We start from the raw sequence: 15,986 nt of genomic DNA, 5'->3' as shown, positions 1-15,986 counted from the left end.
AGGGTTTGGCTGCCCGCGAATTTTCGGGTATGCCGTGCAGGTATTTGTTTGTAAGCAGTCCCTGTGCCAGGGATGAGAAGGCGATGAGTCCTACGCCGTGTTGCTTGCCTACCTCCAGTACTTCGGGTTCTACGTCGCGCACAAGCATGCTGTATTTGCACTGATGCAATAAACAGGGGGTGTTGTGGGCCGAGAGGTATTTGTAGGCTTCGGCAGCCTTGTCGGCAGGATAGTTTGAGATGGCGGTGTAAAGGGCTTTGCCTTGCTTTACGATATCTACCAACGCCTGCATGGTCTCTTCAAGCGGCGTGTTGGGATCGTACCGGTGACTGTAAAATACATCGAAGTATTCGAGGCCGGTGCGCTTGAGGCTTTGATCGATGCTGGCATGCAGGTACTTGCGGGATCCCCATTCGCCGTATGGGCCGGGCCACATCAGATAGCCTGCTTTGGAAGAGATGATCAGCTCGTCGCGGTATCCCTGCAGTTGTTTCTTGAATATTTTACCGAAATTGCTTTCTGCCGATCCGGGAGGGGGACCGTAGTTGTTGGCAATATCGATGTGGGTGATTCCATGGTCGAAGGCGTAAAGGATCATCTTTTCTGCCTCTTCCTGGTTGTCTATGTCGCCAAAATTATGCCACAGGCCCAATGAGATGGCCGGAAGTATAATGCCCGATCGTCCGCAACGGTTGTATTTCATACCATTTGTGTAGCGGTCTGCTGCTGCTGTGTAGTCCATAGAAGATAGGTATTAATGGTTTTTGTATTGGTTTATCAGACGAAAGTACAAACAAAAAAAATAGCAGCCAAAGATCATTCCGATTCTTTGGCTGCTGCAATGCATATTGTTACGATAACAGGGTTTGTTCTGCTTCGTGTATCTTGCTGAATGAGAACCCGTCTATAACCTGCTGCATGAGTGCAGATATAGGGTCGTTGCACAGGTTGCCGATGCTGCCTTCGTGGGTGTGACTTACAGCTTTCTGCGGTGTGAACCGTCCGGCTTCAATCTCGAGGCCCACCTGTTTGTAGGCATCGCGGAAGGGTACGCCTGTAAGAACCAGCCGGTTTACCTCTTCCACACTGAAGATGAGCGAATATTTATCGTCGTTCAGAATGGTTTCGTTTACCTTTACCTCCTGCATCATCAGGGTAACCATACGCAGACAGTCTTTCAGTTCGTCGAATGCCGGCAGGAACACCTCCTTGATAATTTGAAGATCGCGGAAGTAACCAGACGGCAGGTTGTTGCTGATAAGCGTGATTTGCTGCGGCAACGCCTGAATCTTATTACATTTGGCCCGCGTGAGCTCGAACACATCCGGATTCTTTTTATGGGGCATGATGCTGGATCCGGTAGTAAACTGATCGGGCAATTTGATGAATCCGAAATTCTGACTGTTAAACATACAGGCATCGAAGGCCAGTTTGGACAGGGTGGCGGCTATTCCCGCAAGGGCGAAGGCCACGGTGCGTTCCATTTTGCCACGTCCCATCTGGGCATATACCACGTTGTAGTCCAGCGAGTCGAATCCAAGCAGATCGGTGGTAAGCTGACGGTTTAACGGGAACGATGAGCCATATCCTGCTGCCGATCCCAGGGGATTGCGGTTGCAGATCTTGTACGCTGCCTGCATAAGCTGCAAATCGTCGGTAAGACTCTCTGCATAGGCGCCGAACCACAACCCGAAGGAGGATGGCATGGCTATCTGCAGGTGGGTATATCCGGGCAGGAGTACCTCCTTATAGCGGTTGCTCTGACTTAACAATACATCGAACAGGCCGGATACAAGCTGTACCACCTCTTCGATCTGGGCGCGGGTGAAGAGTTTAAGGTCCACCAGCACCTGGTCGTTGCGTGAACGTCCGCTGTGGATCTTTTTACCCATATCTCCCAGCTTGCGGGTAAGCATCAGCTCTACCTGCGAGTGTACGTCTTCGACCCCCTCTTCAATTACAAACTGACCTTTATCGGCAATGGCATAGATGTTCTTGAGTTCAGCCAACAGAACCGGCAGCTCCTCTTTGGCAAGCAGCCCGATGCTTTCAAGCATGGTGATGTGTGCCATGGAGCCCAGAACATCGTATTTTGCCAGGTAAAGATCCATTTCGCGGTCTTTACCTACTGTAAAGGCTTCCACCTGTTGGTCTACCTTTACATTCTTTTCCCAAAGTTTTTGAGCCATATTGCTAATTAATAGGGCAGCGATGCAATAACCACAGCTATTTTATCCAGGGCATCCTGCAGGGGTTTGGAAACCATCGGCTTGATAAACGGATTAAGATCGGCCTTGATCGTCATCTTCATCTTCGTATCTTCGGGGGCAACCTGTTTCAGTTGAATCCATAAGAACAAAGGTACAGGTGAATTCGTTGTTTCAAACTTGATGGTTTTGTTGGGTTCACGTTCCACAATGCGGAACGTGATTTTACCTACCGGTGCCACAGCGAATGAACATGAATCGCTGTCGAATTCGAAATCTTGTATTTTATCCTGGGGAAGGCGGTCTTTAATCCGCTCCAGGTTGGATAAATCAGAGAGCATGGTGAAGATGCGATCTTCATCGTGCGGGATTGTTTTAACCTCGCTAACAAATTCTGTCATATGTTGGGTTTTAAATCAGGCTTCGGGATTCCAGTTAGCCGGATCCTTGCGCCACTCCTGCAACGTTTCGATATCCGATTCGTCGATATAATTTGTACGTACACCTTCTTCAATCACAGCGTCGTAATTGCTTAAGGTTGTAAGTGCTACCTTGGCTTCCTTAAATTGTTGTGTTGCAATGGGGAAGCCGTGTGTAAAGATGGCTACCATACCGATTACCTCGCAACCGAAATTGCGTACGGCTTCTACAGCTTTTAAACTGCTTCCTCCTGTAGATACCAGGTCTTCAATAATCACCACTTTCGATCCGGGTTTCAATTCGCCTTCAATCAGGTTTTCCAAACCATGATCTTTGGGGGTAGACCGGATGTATACAAATGGCAAATTAAGCAAATCGGCAACCAAAGCTCCTTGTGCGATAGCACCTGTGGCAACCCCGGCAATGGCGTCTACATTTTCATACTTTTCGCTGATAACGCGGGCAAGTTCCAATTTGATAAACGTACGAACAGCCGGATAAGAAAGTGTCTTTCTGTTGTCACAGTAGATAGGAGATTTCCATCCCGAAGCCCATGTAAACGGATTAGCCGGTTGCAATTTAACGGCTTTAATTTTTAATAATTTCTCAGCAACTAATCTTTCCAGTGTTTTCATACAATCCTTTATATTTGATATCGTTTGCAAAAATAGACAATGTGATTGATAAAGCCTAAGGAAACCGATTAAAATTTCCTATATATTTAGGCTATGCATAACGTTAAGATACTGATATGTGCCCCTTCGATGTCGTTTATGCGTTGGGCACATGCTTCGATTGTGGCTCCGGTTGTAAGTACATCGTCTACCAGTAAGATGTGTTTACCGGTAAGTTTTTGGGGCGTGTTTACGTGAAAAATATCCTGTACATTGGTCCACCGCTCGAACACATTCTTATGTGTCTGGGTGTTGGTCTGCCGTTTCCGTACCAGCGAACGGCAGTCCACCGGTATTTGTGCCACATATGCGATACCCCGGGCAATGCACTCGGCCTGGTTGTACCCTCTGCGTCGTTGTCTTCCGGGGTGTAACGGTACCGGGATTATCAGGTCAATGCCCTCGAAAAAGTCCTCTTTGTACAGTTCGGCAGCCGCCAGTTTGCCCATTTGGAAGCCGGCTTCTTTCTCGCCCCGGTATTTGATGGCGTAAATCAGTTGCTGTACCTTCCCTCCCTTTTCGTAATATAAATAGGAGGTAGCCTTGGTGACGGGTGTTTTGCCGGCAAAAAGCTGTTCGGCGGGATTGAAGGACCGCTTGTGGAAGTGGGTGCGCGGCAGACTGTACAGACAGCTCAGGCAGAGCGTCTTTTCGCCTTCTACAAGCGGTTCGTCGCATAGCAGACACAGTCTGGGGAAAAAGAGATGCAACAGGTCATTCCATAGTTTCATCGTCGCCTCCTTTTACCAATTGCTGCAGACAGCGAGAGATGAGGTTGCTTTCGAATCCCCTGCCTGCACCAAAGCGAAGGAGTTTCAGATAGGCATCGCGGGCATCTTTGGCTTTGATGCTTTTTTTCTTATTTGTAAGCAGCTCTGCCAGCAGGTCGTTGTAAAATTGCTCGTCGATACTACCCAGGGATTCTTCCCGTAAGGCGGGGGAGATCCCTCTGTTGCGGAGCTCGAAGTCTATTTTGATTCGTCCCCATTTGTTGAACCGGAGTTTGTCGTTTACAAAGCTCCGGCAGAACCGTGTTTCGTCGATAAACTTTTCCTCTACAAGCCGGCGGATGATACGTTCCTTCACCTCCGGAGAGGCATCGACTGCGTCCAGCTTCTTTTTTACATCGTGGATGCATCGTTCTGCCGCCGAGCAATAGGCTGCACAAAGGTGTAATAGTTCGGCTTCGGTTTTCTCTTTCATCGTTTGGCTTGTATAATCCGGTCCTTACCCGGGATGTCTTTAATAATCTCTATATCGGTATAGCCCTCTTCTTCCAGCAACCCGGCTACTTCTTTGCCGTACTGGGCGTTGATCTCGAAGTACAGCGATCCGCCCTTTCGTAATTTCTTGTTGCCGAATCGGGCGATGGAGCGATAAAAAAGCAGCGGATCGGAGTCAGTTACAAACAGGGCCAGGTGCGGTTCGTAGTTCAGCACATTGGCCTCCATCGACTCTTTCTCGCTCAGTTTTACGTACGGAGGGTTGCTAACAATCACATCAAATACACCGGGAATGTCTTCCAGCGCTTTCCTGGCCAGGATGTCTGTTTCGATAAAGTGTACTGTTACCCCGTTCTTTGTCGCATTTCCGGCGGCTGTTGCAAGGGCTCCCGGCGAAACATCGGCCGCAACAACCCGGGCTTGCGGCAGGTGTGCAGCCAGGGTTACGGCAATGCAGCCGCTTCCGGTTCCGATATCCAGGATGCGTATGCCCTGCTGCCTGTGCCGGGACAGGATGCGTTCCACCAGCTCTTCGGTCTCCGGTCTCGGTATCAGCACATCGGGGGTTACGTTAAAGTCGAGGTCGTAAAAGCAGGTGGTACCCAGAATGTACTGGATAGGTTCCTGGTTCTTTAACCGTGTAACAATCGCTTCGATGTCTTGTTTCTGTGTATCGGATATTTGTATATCTTTGTCGAACAGTAGACGTTGCTGGGGGATGGAACAACATCTTTCCAGTATCATTTTAGTGAGACTTCGGATTTCTTCTGCTGAAAAAAGTCCTTTCAGGGAGTCTTCGATGTAATTCCGTATCTCTTTCATGGGCACATGTTTTTGTGCAAAAGTAAGTTAGAATTGGTAAAGTAGCAAGGAAAATAATGCAGATTGAAGAGAAATATATGGCCAGATGTATTGCATTGGCCCGTAAGGGTGCCGGCAATACTTCGCCCAATCCGATGGTTGGAGCCGTAATCGTTCATCAGGATAAGATAATTGGCGAAGGCTATCATCGCCGATGTGGAGAGGCTCATGCTGAGGTGAATGCGGTGGGGATGGTTCAGGATAAATCGCTGCTGACCGATTCTACGCTTTATGTGAGTCTGGAGCCTTGTTCTCACTTTGGGAAAACTCCTCCTTGTGTGGATCTGATCATAAAACACCGTATTCCTCGTGTGGTTGTAGGCTGTAAGGATCCTTTTCCGGAAGTGTCCGGCAGAGGGGTGGCTCGCCTGCAGGAAGCTGGTGTAGAGGTGGTTACCGGTGTGCTTGAACAGGAGGCGCGGGATTTGAACCGCTATTTTATGACGAGCCAGCTTGCCCGCCGTCCCTACATCATTTTGAAATGGGCCCAGAGCCGCGATGGGTTTATAGACGGAGCCCGTAAGGGCGGGGTACATGTGCCGGTTGTTCTTTCCACTCCCCAAACCATGCGGATGGTACACAAGTTGCGCTCTGAGGTGGATGCCATTATGGTGGGTACCAACACGGTGCTGAATGATAATCCGTCGCTGACGGTACGGAGCTGGTCGGGGCGTAACCCTGTCCGGGTGATTGTGGACCGTACGCTGCGCATCCCCCACGGATTCCATGTGCTGGACGGAGCTGTACGTACCCTGGTGTTTACGGAAAAGACTCCCGGAAACAGGCCGGGGGTAGAGTACGTAGAGGCCAACTTTACATCCGATATTCTGGATACGGTATTATCTGAGTTGCACGCCCGAAAGATTCAGTCTCTGTTGGTTGAAGGGGGTACCGAATTGTTAAATAGTTTTATTGCTGCCAACTTATGGGATGAAATCCGGGTGGAGACGGCTCATGTGTATCTTAAGGACGGAGTGCCTGCTCCGGCGCTGAATCTGTTGCCGCAGTCTACGATATTGCATAACGATTCGAAAATTGACTGGTACAGACGAACCGATTTTTAGATCGGATTCTGTGTATTGACACTAAAATAATATAAATATTGATTAAATATGGGGCGGAAAGCAAAAAATGTTTCTACTTTTGTGCCTTATATGATTAAACTTATGCTTTTGATGAAAAATAAAGTAGTACTATTCCTGGTTGGTAGTTGCATGCTGGCACTTTCTTCCTGTTTGGGAAATGATGAGGTGGAAACTGTTACAATCAAAGATCCTCAGGTTAAAGCCTTTTCACTGTCTAACGACTCTGTCCCCGGATTGAATAGTGTTAAGTTTTCCATAGATCAGCTGAACGATCGTATTTATAATATCGATTCCATGGATTATGGAACGAAAATCGAAAAGGTGGTTTGTAAATTTACTGCTGCATCCGGCTTCTCGTCTATTCAGGTAATTCAGGAAGCAACCGGCGACACCATCTGGTGGAACGGTTCCGATTCGCTTAACTTCTCTAAACCGGTTACATTTATCACTACTGCATACGACGGTGTTACTAAAAAGACATACCGTGCCCAGGTGAATATTCATCAGGTGGTGCCCGATTCGTTGGAATGGGGGTTATACACCAATACGATGTTACCACAGGCTGTACAAAAACAGCAGGTGCTGATGAGTCCCGACAGTGCCACTCTTTACATGTATGCAAAGGGTGCTTCCGCACATGAATTGTATACTTCGCCGGCTACTGATAAGCCGGTGTGGACCAAAAATCAATTGACAGGTTTCCCTGCCGATGCATTGATCAAACAGGCTGTATTCTTTAATAACGAGGTGTATGTACCTGCTGCATCGGGCGCTTTGTACCGTTCGGCCGATAAAACTTCTTTTGTTCAGGTAGCAGGAGCTCCTAAGGTGGTTGCTGTTTACGGGGCAATTAATGAAGATAACAACTCGGCTCCGGCATTGTCTCTTTTAGTGGACGACTCGGGTGTATACCGGTTTGCAGCAATGAGTGAAGCCGGCGTATTTACCATGGGTGAGATCGCTCCGGATCAGTTCCCTGTTTCCGGATTCTCGGCTCTTTCATACAACTCAATGTACTTTGCCCGCTTAATGACAGTAGCCGGTAAAACTGCTGCAGGCGAACTTACCAATGCGGCCTGGAGTACTTTTGATGGAAAGTCGTGGGCGCTTCTTACAGATGCTTCTTCTTCCTATTTTGGAAAAAGAGAAGGTGCTTCGCTTACCTATTACGATGATAAGTTCTTCCTGATTGGTGGTTTTACTACCGCCGGCAAGGGAACAAGCGATATTTATTTGTCTATTGATAAAGGGGTATCCTGGGCTTTAGCCGATTCGATGGTTATGTTACCCGCCGTATATACTGGTAGAGGCGATGCTTCTGTGGTAGTGGAGAAATCAAAATTCATGCTTATTTTCGGAGGGAAGAGTACAACTGGTGGCTCGGAACTGAACGAAACATGGCACGGACGAATTAACAGATTGGGCTTTAAAGAGTAGAATGTTCCTTTGAATCATAATTTTGCACTGCTTTTAACGTTAGGAATGGTGTGATAAATAAATTCGAAGGATATGAATTCAACTTTCTTTAAACAGGCTTTTCTGATTTTTGCAATCAGTTTTTCCTTTGTCTTTACGAAGGCACAGGAATATAAATATGAAATAGGAGGAATGGCTGGCGGAGCCTTTTATATGGGCGATGTCAACAAAAGCAGTTTATTCAAAGAGTTGAATCCTGCTGCCGGCGCTGTTGTAAGATACAACACCAATTTCCGTTGGGCGCTTAAAGGATCTTTGCTTTGGGGAAAGGTTTCGGGAAGCACCGATAATACGGATAACGTATTTCCGGGAGCGATGCCGGTATCTTTTACAAAGAATATGGTAGACCTGGGGGGGCAGATCGAGTTTAATTTCTTTCCGTATAGCGACAAGTATACATACGCTTATACAAAAAGAATGACACCGTATATTTTTACGGGACTTGGTTTAACAACGTCTTTTGGAGAAGGAAATACGTCTGCCGGTGTTAACCTGCCTCTGGGCATAGGGATTAAGTACAAGTTGATGAACCGGGTAAATATCGGGTGCGAGTTTTCATACAGAAAACTGTTTGGAGACAATCTGGATGTTACCGGCGACAACCAATTGCTGGATGATCCCTATAAAATGAAAGGGAGCGCATTGAAGAATAAGGATTGGTATTCTTTTTTGATGCTTTCGGTAACGTGGGACTTCGGACCCCGAGACCGGCCCTGCAACAATGAGAATAGTTATTATTAAGAATACGAAACAGAAATGTCTTTGATAGAAAAAATTGACAGAAATAGAATGCCACAGCATGTTGCCATCATCATGGATGGGAACGGCCGTTGGGCAAAATCACGGGGAAAAGACCGTAGTTTTGGTCATATGGAGGGTGTCGTTTCTGTACGAAAAGTGGTTGAAGCGGCAACTGAGCTCGGATTGAAATACCTTACGCTATATACTTTTTCTACCGAAAACTGGAGCAGACCTGATGAGGAAGTTCAGGCTTTAATGGGACTGCTGGTAACTGCTATCCACAGGGAAACCCCCGATTTAATGAAAAATAATGTACGGTTGCTGGCTATAGGGGATCTTTCCAGATTACCTGCCGATGCGCGTACTACTCTGATGCAATGCATAGAAGAAACTTCTTCCAATGATGGAACAACCATTGTACTGGCTTTGAGCTATTCTTCCAGATGGGAGCTTGTGGAGGCCGTAAAAGCATTGTCGGCCGAAGTGCTTGAAAAGAAAATTATTCCCAACAATATAACCGAAGCAATGGTTTCGGAACATCTTACTACTCGTGGTATCCCCGACCCGGATCTGTTAATCAGAACCGGAGGAGAAAAGCGAATCAGTAATTTTTTGATGTGGCAATTATCGTATGCAGAACTGTATTTTACAGATGTGTACTGGCCGGATTTCAGAGAAGAGGAGTTGTATGAAGCTGTCCTGGATTACCAGTGCCGCGAACGTAGGTTTGGTAAGACAAGCGAGCAATTATAATTATTAACAATAGCTGTTATATGTACAAAAGAATAGTGCTGTTTTTTATTTTTCTTGGCTATGCTTTCGGAGCTTTTGCCCAGGAAAGTGACACTACAAAAGTTGAGAATGAATCGGGCGAAGTTCCGGTTATTTCATATTCGTTATCACCGAAACAATACAAGATTGAAGACATCAAGGTAACGGGTGTGAAGAATTATGATGATTTCGTGTTAATCGGATTCTCCGGATTATCTGTGGGCGACATGATAACCGTCCCCGGAGAGGAAATTACAGCTGCTGTAAACCGGTTTTGGAAGCATGGCCTTTTCTCTGATGTGAAAATTCTGGCTTCCAAGATTCAGGATGATAAGGTGTGGTTGGAAATTAAACTTAAACAGCGTCCGCGTATTTCGGAAGTTAATTATAATGGAATAAAGAAGGGTGAGCGTGAAGACCTGGAGGCAAAACTTAATTTAAAGAAGGGTTTTCAGATTACACCGAACCTTATTGACCGGGCAAAGATTGTTATTCAGAAATTCTTTGATGGCAAAGGGTTTAAGAATGTCGATGTGCAGATTGTTCAGAAGGATGACGTTTCCAAGGAAGGCGAGGTTATTGTTGATATAAACATCGATAAAAATGAAAAGACTAAAATCAATCAGATCATTTTTACCGGAAACTCTATGCTAAGGGATGCCGATCTGAAGAAAGCGATGAAGAAAACAAACGAAAAGTTTGCATGGAAGCGTTGGAAGACAAGCATTAAAGAGATGTTCAGTACGAAGAAATTCGTTACAGAGGAATACGAAAAAGATAAAAAGAATATAATTGATAAATACAATGAACTTGGTTATCGCGATGCGGTATTGTTGGCCGACAGCGTAATCAATCACGATGAAAAGACGGTTGATGTGTATCTTTCCATCAGCGAAGGTCAGAAGTATTATCTGAAGGATATCAACTTTGTTGGTAATACGCAGTATCCTACCGATCAACTGATGGCGATCTTAGGAATGAAACCGGGTGAGGTGTACAACCAGAAGAAGCTGAATGAGCGTCTTACTACAGATGATGATGCTGTATCTAACATATACTATAATAACGGATATCTTTTCTTTGGTGCTGATCCTGTGGAAGTAGAGGTTGAAAACGACTCTATCGCTCTCGAGATCCGTATCCAGGAAGGTCCTCAGGCGACTATCAACCGTATCATCATTAATGGTAACGACCGTTTGTACGAAGACATTGTACGTCGTGAGTTACGTACAAAACCGGGTATGTTGTTCAGTCGTGAAGACTTGATCCGTTCCGTTCGTGAACTTGCTCAGATGGGTCACTTCGATCCTGAAAACATGAATCCGAATCCTGTTCCGGATGCGGAAAACGGAACCGTGGATATTCAGTATAATCTGGTATCAAAGGCAAACGACCAGGTTGAGTTTTCTGCCGGATGGGGACAGACTGGGGTTATCGGTAAGTTGAGTTTGAAGTTTACCAACTTCTCAATGAAAAACTTCCTTAATCCTTCTACTTATAAAGGTATCATACCTCAGGGTGAAGGACAGACACTGACTTTAAGTGGTCAGACAAACGGTCGCTACTACCAGGCATACAGCGTTTCCTTTATGGATCCTTGGTTTGGAGGTAAACGTCCCAATACACTTTCGGTAAGTGCTTACTTCTCTATGCAGACAGATATCAGCAGCAATTACCTTAGCAGCAGTTCATATGGTATGAATCCATATTATGGCATGTATGGTAACTCTATGTATGGAAATTCTATGTACGGTAACTCTATGTACGGAAATTCTATGTATGGTGGTAACTATGAGTTGGCGTACGACCCGGATAAGTCTATTAAGATGCTTGGATTGTCTATTGGTTACGGTAAACGTTTGAATTGGCCGGATGACTATTTCCAGTTCATGCTTACGCTTAACTATCAGTTGTATATGATGAAGGACTGGGCTTATTTCCTTGTTCAGAATGGAAACAGCCACAATGTAAACATGGAATTGATGTTGCAACGTAACTCAGTGGATAATCCATTGTATACACGTCGTGGTTCACAGTTCTCTGTCTCTGTTTCAGCTACTCCTCCTTATTCTTTGTGGGATGGAAAGGATTATGCTTCTATGTCCGATAATGATGAAGGTAAATTCAATTTCATCGAATACCATAAATGGAAATTCAAAGCTAAAATATTCTCTCCATTAGCACCTCTTACTGTTAAACGTACACCGGTGTTGATGTCTCGTATCGAATATGGATTCTTAGGTCATTATAATAAGAATAAGCGTTCACCGTTCGAAACATTCTACATGGGGGGTGACGGTATGAGTGGATATTCAAGCACATATGCAACCGAAACAATCGGTCTTCGTGGTTACGAGAATGGTAGTATTGCCGGAAACAACGGATACAACTCCTATGGTTACGCTTACTCACGTCTTGCAATGGAATTACGTTACCCGTTCTTGCTTGAGCCTACCTCTACAATTTATGGTCTGGCTTTCGTTGAAGCAGGTAATGCATGGCAAAACTTGAAAGACTTTAGTCCGTTCGACTTAAAGCGTTCTGCAGGTGTGGGTGTACGTATCTTCCTTCCTATGATTGGTATGATGGGTATCGACTGGGCGTATGGTTTTGATAAGGTTAACGGACAGCGCAATGCTGGTGGAAGTAACTTCCACTTCATAATCGGTCAGGAGTTTTAATTAATTAATGTGAAATATAGTGTGAGATATAAACTGTCGGTTATATTTGCAGTCTGACATATATTGTTGAACCAATAAAAAGGAAAGAATATGAAAAAGATTATCTACATGTGCACGATGCTTGTTCTTTGTTCTTTTGCGGGCATGGCACAGAAGTTCGCGCTGATAGACATGGAATATATCCTGAAGAATATCCCCGCTTATGAAATGACTAACGAACAGTTGGCCCAGCTGTCTCAGAAATGGCAGGGCGAGGTGGAAGCCATTCAGCAGGAGGCTCAGAATATGTACAAAACATATCAGAGCGACCTGGTGTTTCTTTCGGCCGAAATGAAAACGAAACGTGAGGAGGCTATTGTTAAGAAAGAACAAGAGGCGCAAGAGTTGAAACGTAAGTATTTTGGAGCAGAAGGAGAGCTGTATAAAAAACGTGAGAGCCTGATGAAACCGATGCAGGATGAAATCTATAATGCTGTAAAATTAATATCGGAAGAGAAAGGCTATCAGGTAGTTGTAGACAGAGCTTCGGCTATGAGCATCATTTTTGCATCACCTAAAATTGATATCAGTAATGAAGTTTTACTAAAGTTAGGTTATTCAAAATAATTGCTTAAATTTGTGCGCTTTATAAGAATTAGTAACATGAAATATAAATTGAAAATGAAGAAACTTATTATCTTTTTAATGATGATTCTCCCTCTGGGAGCATTTGCCCAGGATGTTAAAATTGCATTTGTTAAAACACAGGAAGTGATCATGGCTATGCCTGAAGTTTCCGCGATGGAAAAGACAATGACAGAGCTTAACGAGAAATATAAAACTGAGTTGAAGCAGATGCAGGAAGAATATCAGAAGAAGTATTCTGACTTTGTTGCTCAGCAAGATTCTTTGACAGAGAACATCAAGTTAAGAAGAATGCAGGAAATTCAGGATATTCAGGAACGTATCAACAATTTCGTACAGGTAGCTGAACAGGATGTTCAGAAAAAACAACAGGAATTGTTTACTCCTATCCAGCAAAAAGTACAAGCTACAATCAAAGCTGTAGGAGACGAGAAAGGTTATATGTATATCATCGATCCTTCTGTATTACTTTACATAGGTACTTCAGGAGTTGATGCGACTCCCCTTGTAAAATCCAAGTTGGGACTGAAATAATAAAATACAATATTGTATCCTGAGGATGCCTTTCTTTGGAAGGCATCCTTTTTTATATAGGAGGAATCTATATGCTGACAAACAATCCGGGTCCGATAGGCCTTTTTGACTCAGGTTACGGTGGACTTACTATTTTTGAGAAGATACGTGAAGCAATGCCCGAATACGATTACTTGTATCTGGGCGATAATGCCCGTGCTCCTTATGGATCGCGCTCTTTCGAAGTGGTTTATCGCTTTACCTTGCAAGCGGTAGAAAAACTATTTGAAGAGGGATGTCACCTGGTAATTCTTGCCTGCAATACGGCATCAGCCAAAGCTTTGCGTACGATTCAGCAAAATGATCTGCCCCATATAGATCCGAACCGGAGGGTGCTGGGTGTAATCAGACCAACCGTGGAATTGGTTGATTCTATCAGTAAATCCAAACATGTTGGTGTGGTAGGAACAACCGGTACGATATCATCACAGTCGTATTCGCTGGAGATAGGGAAGATGTTCCCTCACATCAAGGTTTCGGGTGAGGCATGCCCCATGTGGGTTCCTCTGGTAGAGAATAACGAGTTTAATGGTCCCGGTGCAGATTACTTTGTACAAAAACATTTAGATTTCCTCTTTACGAAGGATCCGCAGATTGACACCATCATATTGGGATGTACTCATTATCCCTTGTTAATGGATAAAATAAAGAAATATGTGCCTTCCGGAATTACGCTGTTAGCACAAGGGGAGTATGTGGCTGCCAGCCTGAAGGACTATCTGATGCGGCATCCCGAGATGGATCAAAAGATAACGAAGAATGGCGTAAGCCGGTTCCTAACCACCGAATCTGCCGCTAAGTTTGCCGAAGCAGCCTCTATTTTTCTAAATCAACAAATCGACGTACAGCAAGTGGCTATCGATTGAAAAACTGAAGTCTGATTTATACCAATGTATTCAATAACCAATCGAAGGTGATTGACTAACCTTTGATTAAAGCCGATCTGCCCGGAAATAGTTTGAATTCCGGATGCTGAAGGAGTTGAGGAGACAGGAGTTAAATTACTCTGCCTTGTCAGGAAATGGATTTACCAAAGGGTGTAAGGGCTAAAGCTGCCATTTTAAAGTGCTGCATACCAAACGGTATCCCGATGATGGTAATGCAAAGCAATAATCCAAAAGCCAGGTGAGTAACACAAATCCATATCCCACCCAGTAAAATCCATAGCAGATTCATGATTATCGACAGACAGCCTCCCGAGTTTCCGCTATCGGTAACCTTACTTCCAAATGGCCATAAAGCCAACATGGCCAATTTTAAAGTCTGCAGTCCAAAAGGGATACCGATAATGGTTACCATCATAAGTAAACTCGCTACCAGATATTCGATGCTGGTAACAATGCCTCCGCAAAGAAGCCAGATAATATTACCCAGAAATTTCATTTTAGATTTGTATTAGACTGAATTAAAGCAATCGTTCGGTTGGATGAGGTTGTATGTAGCCGGTTACAACTATCTATTTCCTGTAACAAAGCATTTTTAACCAATAAGAAGCTATCCCTGAGTTCAGGTTTTACCGGTTTGGAAGGAGGAGCTTCCACATGTAGCGGATTAATTGGCTGACCGTTTTTATATACCCTGAAATCGAGATGCGGACCCGTAGATAAGCCGGTAGATCCTACATAGGCAATTACTTCGCCCTGCTGTACAGTACTGCCAATACGTATGCCACGGGCAAATTTAGACAGGTGCATATAGGTGGTGCTGTAAGCCGAATTGTGACGGATTTTGATAAAGTTTCCGCCACCTCCCTGAAATCCTTTGGCAATTACTACTCCGGCACCGATACTTTTTACCGGAGTACCTGTCGGTGCGGCGTAATCGATTCCATGATGAGCTCTGTAACGTTTTAAGATAGGGTGGAACCGGGCATTGGTATATTTGGATGTAATACGGAAGAAGTCCAACGGGGCTTTTAAAAATGCTTTTCGCAGACTTTTACCCTCTTCGTCGTAGTATTCCTGAATGCTATCCTGCATGAATGGAATTGCGTTGTATGTTTTACCTTGATGAGTAAATGCAGCTGCTTCGATCGACGAGATATTGAGTGCCGTGGTGTCGTCTATATAGGCCTCATTGTAAATGGCCGAAAAAGAGTCGCCCTCCTTCACATCGAAAAAGTCGATCTGCCAGGCATATACATCCGATAGCTTGATAGCCAACAGCGGATCGGAACCAACTTCCTTCATCGTATTCCACAACGACGAATTAATGGTGCCGCTAACAAACTTTCGTTTATAGGTAATTTCTTTGGTGTACGGATAGGCAGCCGGCAATTCCTCGCTAAGATTAATAACAACAAAATCGGTCAGCGATTTAGGAAAGACGATATATTTGATAGTTGCCATGCTATCCGGAGTCGTAATTGTACAGAATTCCATTCCGGCTTTAAGTTTGGTAGGATCCAATACTCCCGCAGCACATTGGCTGATACTGTCGGCCTGTGCAGGAGTGAATCCTAAACGGGCAAAGATCGTTGCCGGATTATCACCCGGTTTCATAACATAATGTGTTACATCTAGGGAGTCGGTACAAATTCCATACTGGTATTCACGTAAATCAACCACTTCCTCAACCGGTTTTTCTGGTTGTTTGCATCCAAAACCAATGGATAAAAAAGTAAAAGCTCCTACTAAAGCAAGCCAATTAG

General features: G+C 44.8%; 17 protein-coding genes. 8 read left to right on the top strand and 9 right to left on the bottom strand.

Annotated features, from left to right (window positions below):
* From AB7E53_RS11225 to prmC, 7 genes are all read right to left on the bottom strand, one after another.
* Positions 1-742 (bottom strand): aldo/keto reductase (locus AB7E53_RS11225; protein ID WP_446775706.1); only part of this gene is annotated, 742 nt, incomplete at its 3' end.
* Positions 743-851: 109 nt separating this feature from the next.
* Positions 852-2,189 (bottom strand): argininosuccinate lyase, encoded by a 1,338-nt coding sequence (gene argH, locus AB7E53_RS11220; RefSeq protein WP_446771062.1) that lies wholly within the window; start codon positions 2,187-2,189, stop codon positions 852-854.
* A gap of 8 nt (positions 2,190-2,197) precedes the next feature.
* Positions 2,198-2,608 (bottom strand): polyketide cyclase, encoded by a 411-nt coding sequence (locus AB7E53_RS11215; protein ID WP_079684454.1) that lies wholly within the window; start codon positions 2,606-2,608, stop codon positions 2,198-2,200.
* A 15-nt stretch (positions 2,609-2,623) separates the two neighbouring features.
* Positions 2,624-3,262, bottom strand: coding sequence for an orotate phosphoribosyltransferase (gene pyrE, locus AB7E53_RS11210; protein ID WP_079684455.1), 639 nt, complete (start codon positions 3,260-3,262; stop codon positions 2,624-2,626).
* A gap of 86 nt (positions 3,263-3,348) precedes the next feature.
* Positions 3,349-4,032, bottom strand: a complete 684-nt coding sequence (locus AB7E53_RS11205) for a ComF family protein (protein ID WP_446775703.1) — start codon at positions 4,030-4,032, stop codon at positions 3,349-3,351.
* A complete protein-coding gene (locus AB7E53_RS11200) occupies positions 4,016-4,504 on the bottom strand; it encodes a regulatory protein RecX (protein WP_446775702.1) in 489 nt (162 codons plus the stop codon). The genes AB7E53_RS11205 and AB7E53_RS11200 overlap by 17 nt, the downstream gene beginning before the upstream one ends.
* On the bottom strand, positions 4,501-5,346 hold the full coding sequence (gene prmC / locus AB7E53_RS11195; RefSeq protein WP_446775700.1) for a peptide chain release factor N(5)-glutamine methyltransferase: 846 nt from the start codon (positions 5,344-5,346) through the stop codon (positions 4,501-4,503). The genes AB7E53_RS11200 and prmC overlap by 4 nt, the downstream gene beginning before the upstream one ends.
* A 56-nt stretch (positions 5,347-5,402) precedes the next feature.
* Here prmC and ribD point away from each other — a divergent pair, with 56 nt between their 5' ends.
* From ribD to murI, 8 genes are all read left to right on the top strand, one after another.
* Positions 5,403-6,449 (top strand): bifunctional diaminohydroxyphosphoribosylaminopyrimidine deaminase/5-amino-6-(5-phosphoribosylamino)uracil reductase RibD, encoded by a 1,047-nt coding sequence (gene ribD / locus AB7E53_RS11190; RefSeq protein WP_371689821.1) that lies wholly within the window; start codon positions 5,403-5,405, stop codon positions 6,447-6,449.
* Between the two features lie 111 nt (positions 6,450-6,560).
* Positions 6,561-7,907 carry a DUF6242 domain-containing protein gene (locus AB7E53_RS11185; protein WP_446775698.1) on the top strand — a complete coding sequence of 449 codons (1,347 nt, stop codon included), beginning with the start codon at positions 6,561-6,563 and terminating at the stop codon, positions 7,905-7,907.
* Positions 7,908-7,979: 72 nt separating this feature from the next.
* Positions 7,980-8,687, top strand: coding sequence for a type IX secretion system protein PorG (gene porG, locus AB7E53_RS11180; RefSeq protein WP_179399612.1), 708 nt, complete (start codon positions 7,980-7,982; stop codon positions 8,685-8,687).
* A gap of 15 nt (positions 8,688-8,702) precedes the next feature.
* On the top strand, positions 8,703-9,440 hold the full coding sequence (locus AB7E53_RS11175; RefSeq protein WP_446775696.1) for an isoprenyl transferase: 738 nt from the start codon (positions 8,703-8,705) through the stop codon (positions 9,438-9,440).
* Positions 9,441-9,460: 20 nt separating this feature from the next.
* Positions 9,461-12,139, top strand: coding sequence for an outer membrane protein assembly factor BamA (bamA, locus tag AB7E53_RS11170; RefSeq protein ID WP_446775694.1), 2,679 nt, complete (start codon positions 9,461-9,463; stop codon positions 12,137-12,139).
* 90 nt (positions 12,140-12,229) lie between these two features.
* Positions 12,230-12,745, top strand: a complete 516-nt coding sequence (locus tag AB7E53_RS11165) for an OmpH family outer membrane protein (protein ID WP_350456732.1) — start codon at positions 12,230-12,232, stop codon at positions 12,743-12,745.
* Positions 12,746-12,799: 54 nt separating this feature from the next.
* Positions 12,800-13,297 carry an OmpH family outer membrane protein gene (locus tag AB7E53_RS11160; RefSeq protein WP_079684482.1) on the top strand — a complete coding sequence of 166 codons (498 nt, stop codon included), beginning with the start codon at positions 12,800-12,802 and terminating at the stop codon, positions 13,295-13,297.
* A 71-nt stretch (positions 13,298-13,368) separates the two neighbouring features.
* Positions 13,369-14,202 (top strand): glutamate racemase, encoded by an 834-nt coding sequence (gene murI, locus AB7E53_RS11155; RefSeq protein ID WP_446775692.1) that lies wholly within the window; start codon positions 13,369-13,371, stop codon positions 14,200-14,202.
* Positions 14,203-14,350: 148 nt separating this feature from the next.
* On the opposite strand, the gene AB7E53_RS11150 is transcribed toward murI, so the two are convergent.
* On the bottom strand, positions 14,351-14,719 hold the full coding sequence (locus AB7E53_RS11150; protein WP_446772282.1) for a YccF domain-containing protein: 369 nt from the start codon (positions 14,717-14,719) through the stop codon (positions 14,351-14,353).
* Entirely contained in the window at positions 14,716-15,945 is a 1,230-nt protein-coding gene (locus AB7E53_RS11145) for a M23 family metallopeptidase (RefSeq protein WP_446775708.1), read from the bottom strand. The genes AB7E53_RS11150 and AB7E53_RS11145 overlap by 4 nt, the downstream gene beginning before the upstream one ends.
* Positions 15,946-15,986: the final 41 nt, after the last annotated feature.

Source organism: Macellibacteroides sp. (assembly GCF_050251695.1).
Classification (GTDB): domain Bacteria; phylum Bacteroidota; class Bacteroidia; order Bacteroidales; family Tannerellaceae; genus Macellibacteroides; species Macellibacteroides fermentans.
This window is presented reverse-complemented; position numbering and strand designations above follow the sequence as displayed.

Excerpts from the sequence above, each read along its gene's own strand:
- AB7E53_RS11200 (WP_446775702.1), bottom strand. The coding sequence starts at position 4,504 with ATGAAAGAGAAAACCGAAGCCGAACTATTACACCTTTGTGCAGCCTAT.
- AB7E53_RS11165 (WP_350456732.1), top strand. The coding sequence starts at position 12,230 with ATGAAAAAGATTATCTACATGTGCACGATGCTTGTTCTTTGTTCTTTT.
- argH (WP_446771062.1), bottom strand. The coding sequence starts at position 2,189 with ATGGCTCAAAAACTTTGGGAAAAGAATGTAAAGGTAGACCAACAGGTG.
- AB7E53_RS11205 (WP_446775703.1), bottom strand. The coding sequence starts at position 4,032 with ATGAAACTATGGAATGACCTGTTGCATCTCTTTTTCCCCAGACTGTGT.
- AB7E53_RS11160 (WP_079684482.1), top strand. The coding sequence starts at position 12,800 with ATGAAGAAACTTATTATCTTTTTAATGATGATTCTCCCTCTGGGAGCA.
- AB7E53_RS11185 (WP_446775698.1), top strand. The coding sequence starts at position 6,561 with ATGAAAAATAAAGTAGTACTATTCCTGGTTGGTAGTTGCATGCTGGCA.
- AB7E53_RS11215 (WP_079684454.1), bottom strand. The coding sequence starts at position 2,608 with ATGACAGAATTTGTTAGCGAGGTTAAAACAATCCCGCACGATGAAGAT.
- bamA (WP_446775694.1), top strand. The coding sequence starts at position 9,461 with ATGTACAAAAGAATAGTGCTGTTTTTTATTTTTCTTGGCTATGCTTTC.
- ribD (WP_371689821.1), top strand. The coding sequence starts at position 5,403 with ATGCAGATTGAAGAGAAATATATGGCCAGATGTATTGCATTGGCCCGT.
- AB7E53_RS11150 (WP_446772282.1), bottom strand. The coding sequence starts at position 14,719 with ATGAAATTTCTGGGTAATATTATCTGGCTTCTTTGCGGAGGCATTGTT.
- prmC (WP_446775700.1), bottom strand. The coding sequence starts at position 5,346 with ATGAAAGAGATACGGAATTACATCGAAGACTCCCTGAAAGGACTTTTT.
- pyrE (WP_079684455.1), bottom strand. The coding sequence starts at position 3,262 with ATGAAAACACTGGAAAGATTAGTTGCTGAGAAATTATTAAAAATTAAA.
- AB7E53_RS11175 (WP_446775696.1), top strand. The coding sequence starts at position 8,703 with ATGTCTTTGATAGAAAAAATTGACAGAAATAGAATGCCACAGCATGTT.
- porG (WP_179399612.1), top strand. The coding sequence starts at position 7,980 with ATGAATTCAACTTTCTTTAAACAGGCTTTTCTGATTTTTGCAATCAGT.
- murI (WP_446775692.1), top strand. The coding sequence starts at position 13,369 with ATGCTGACAAACAATCCGGGTCCGATAGGCCTTTTTGACTCAGGTTAC.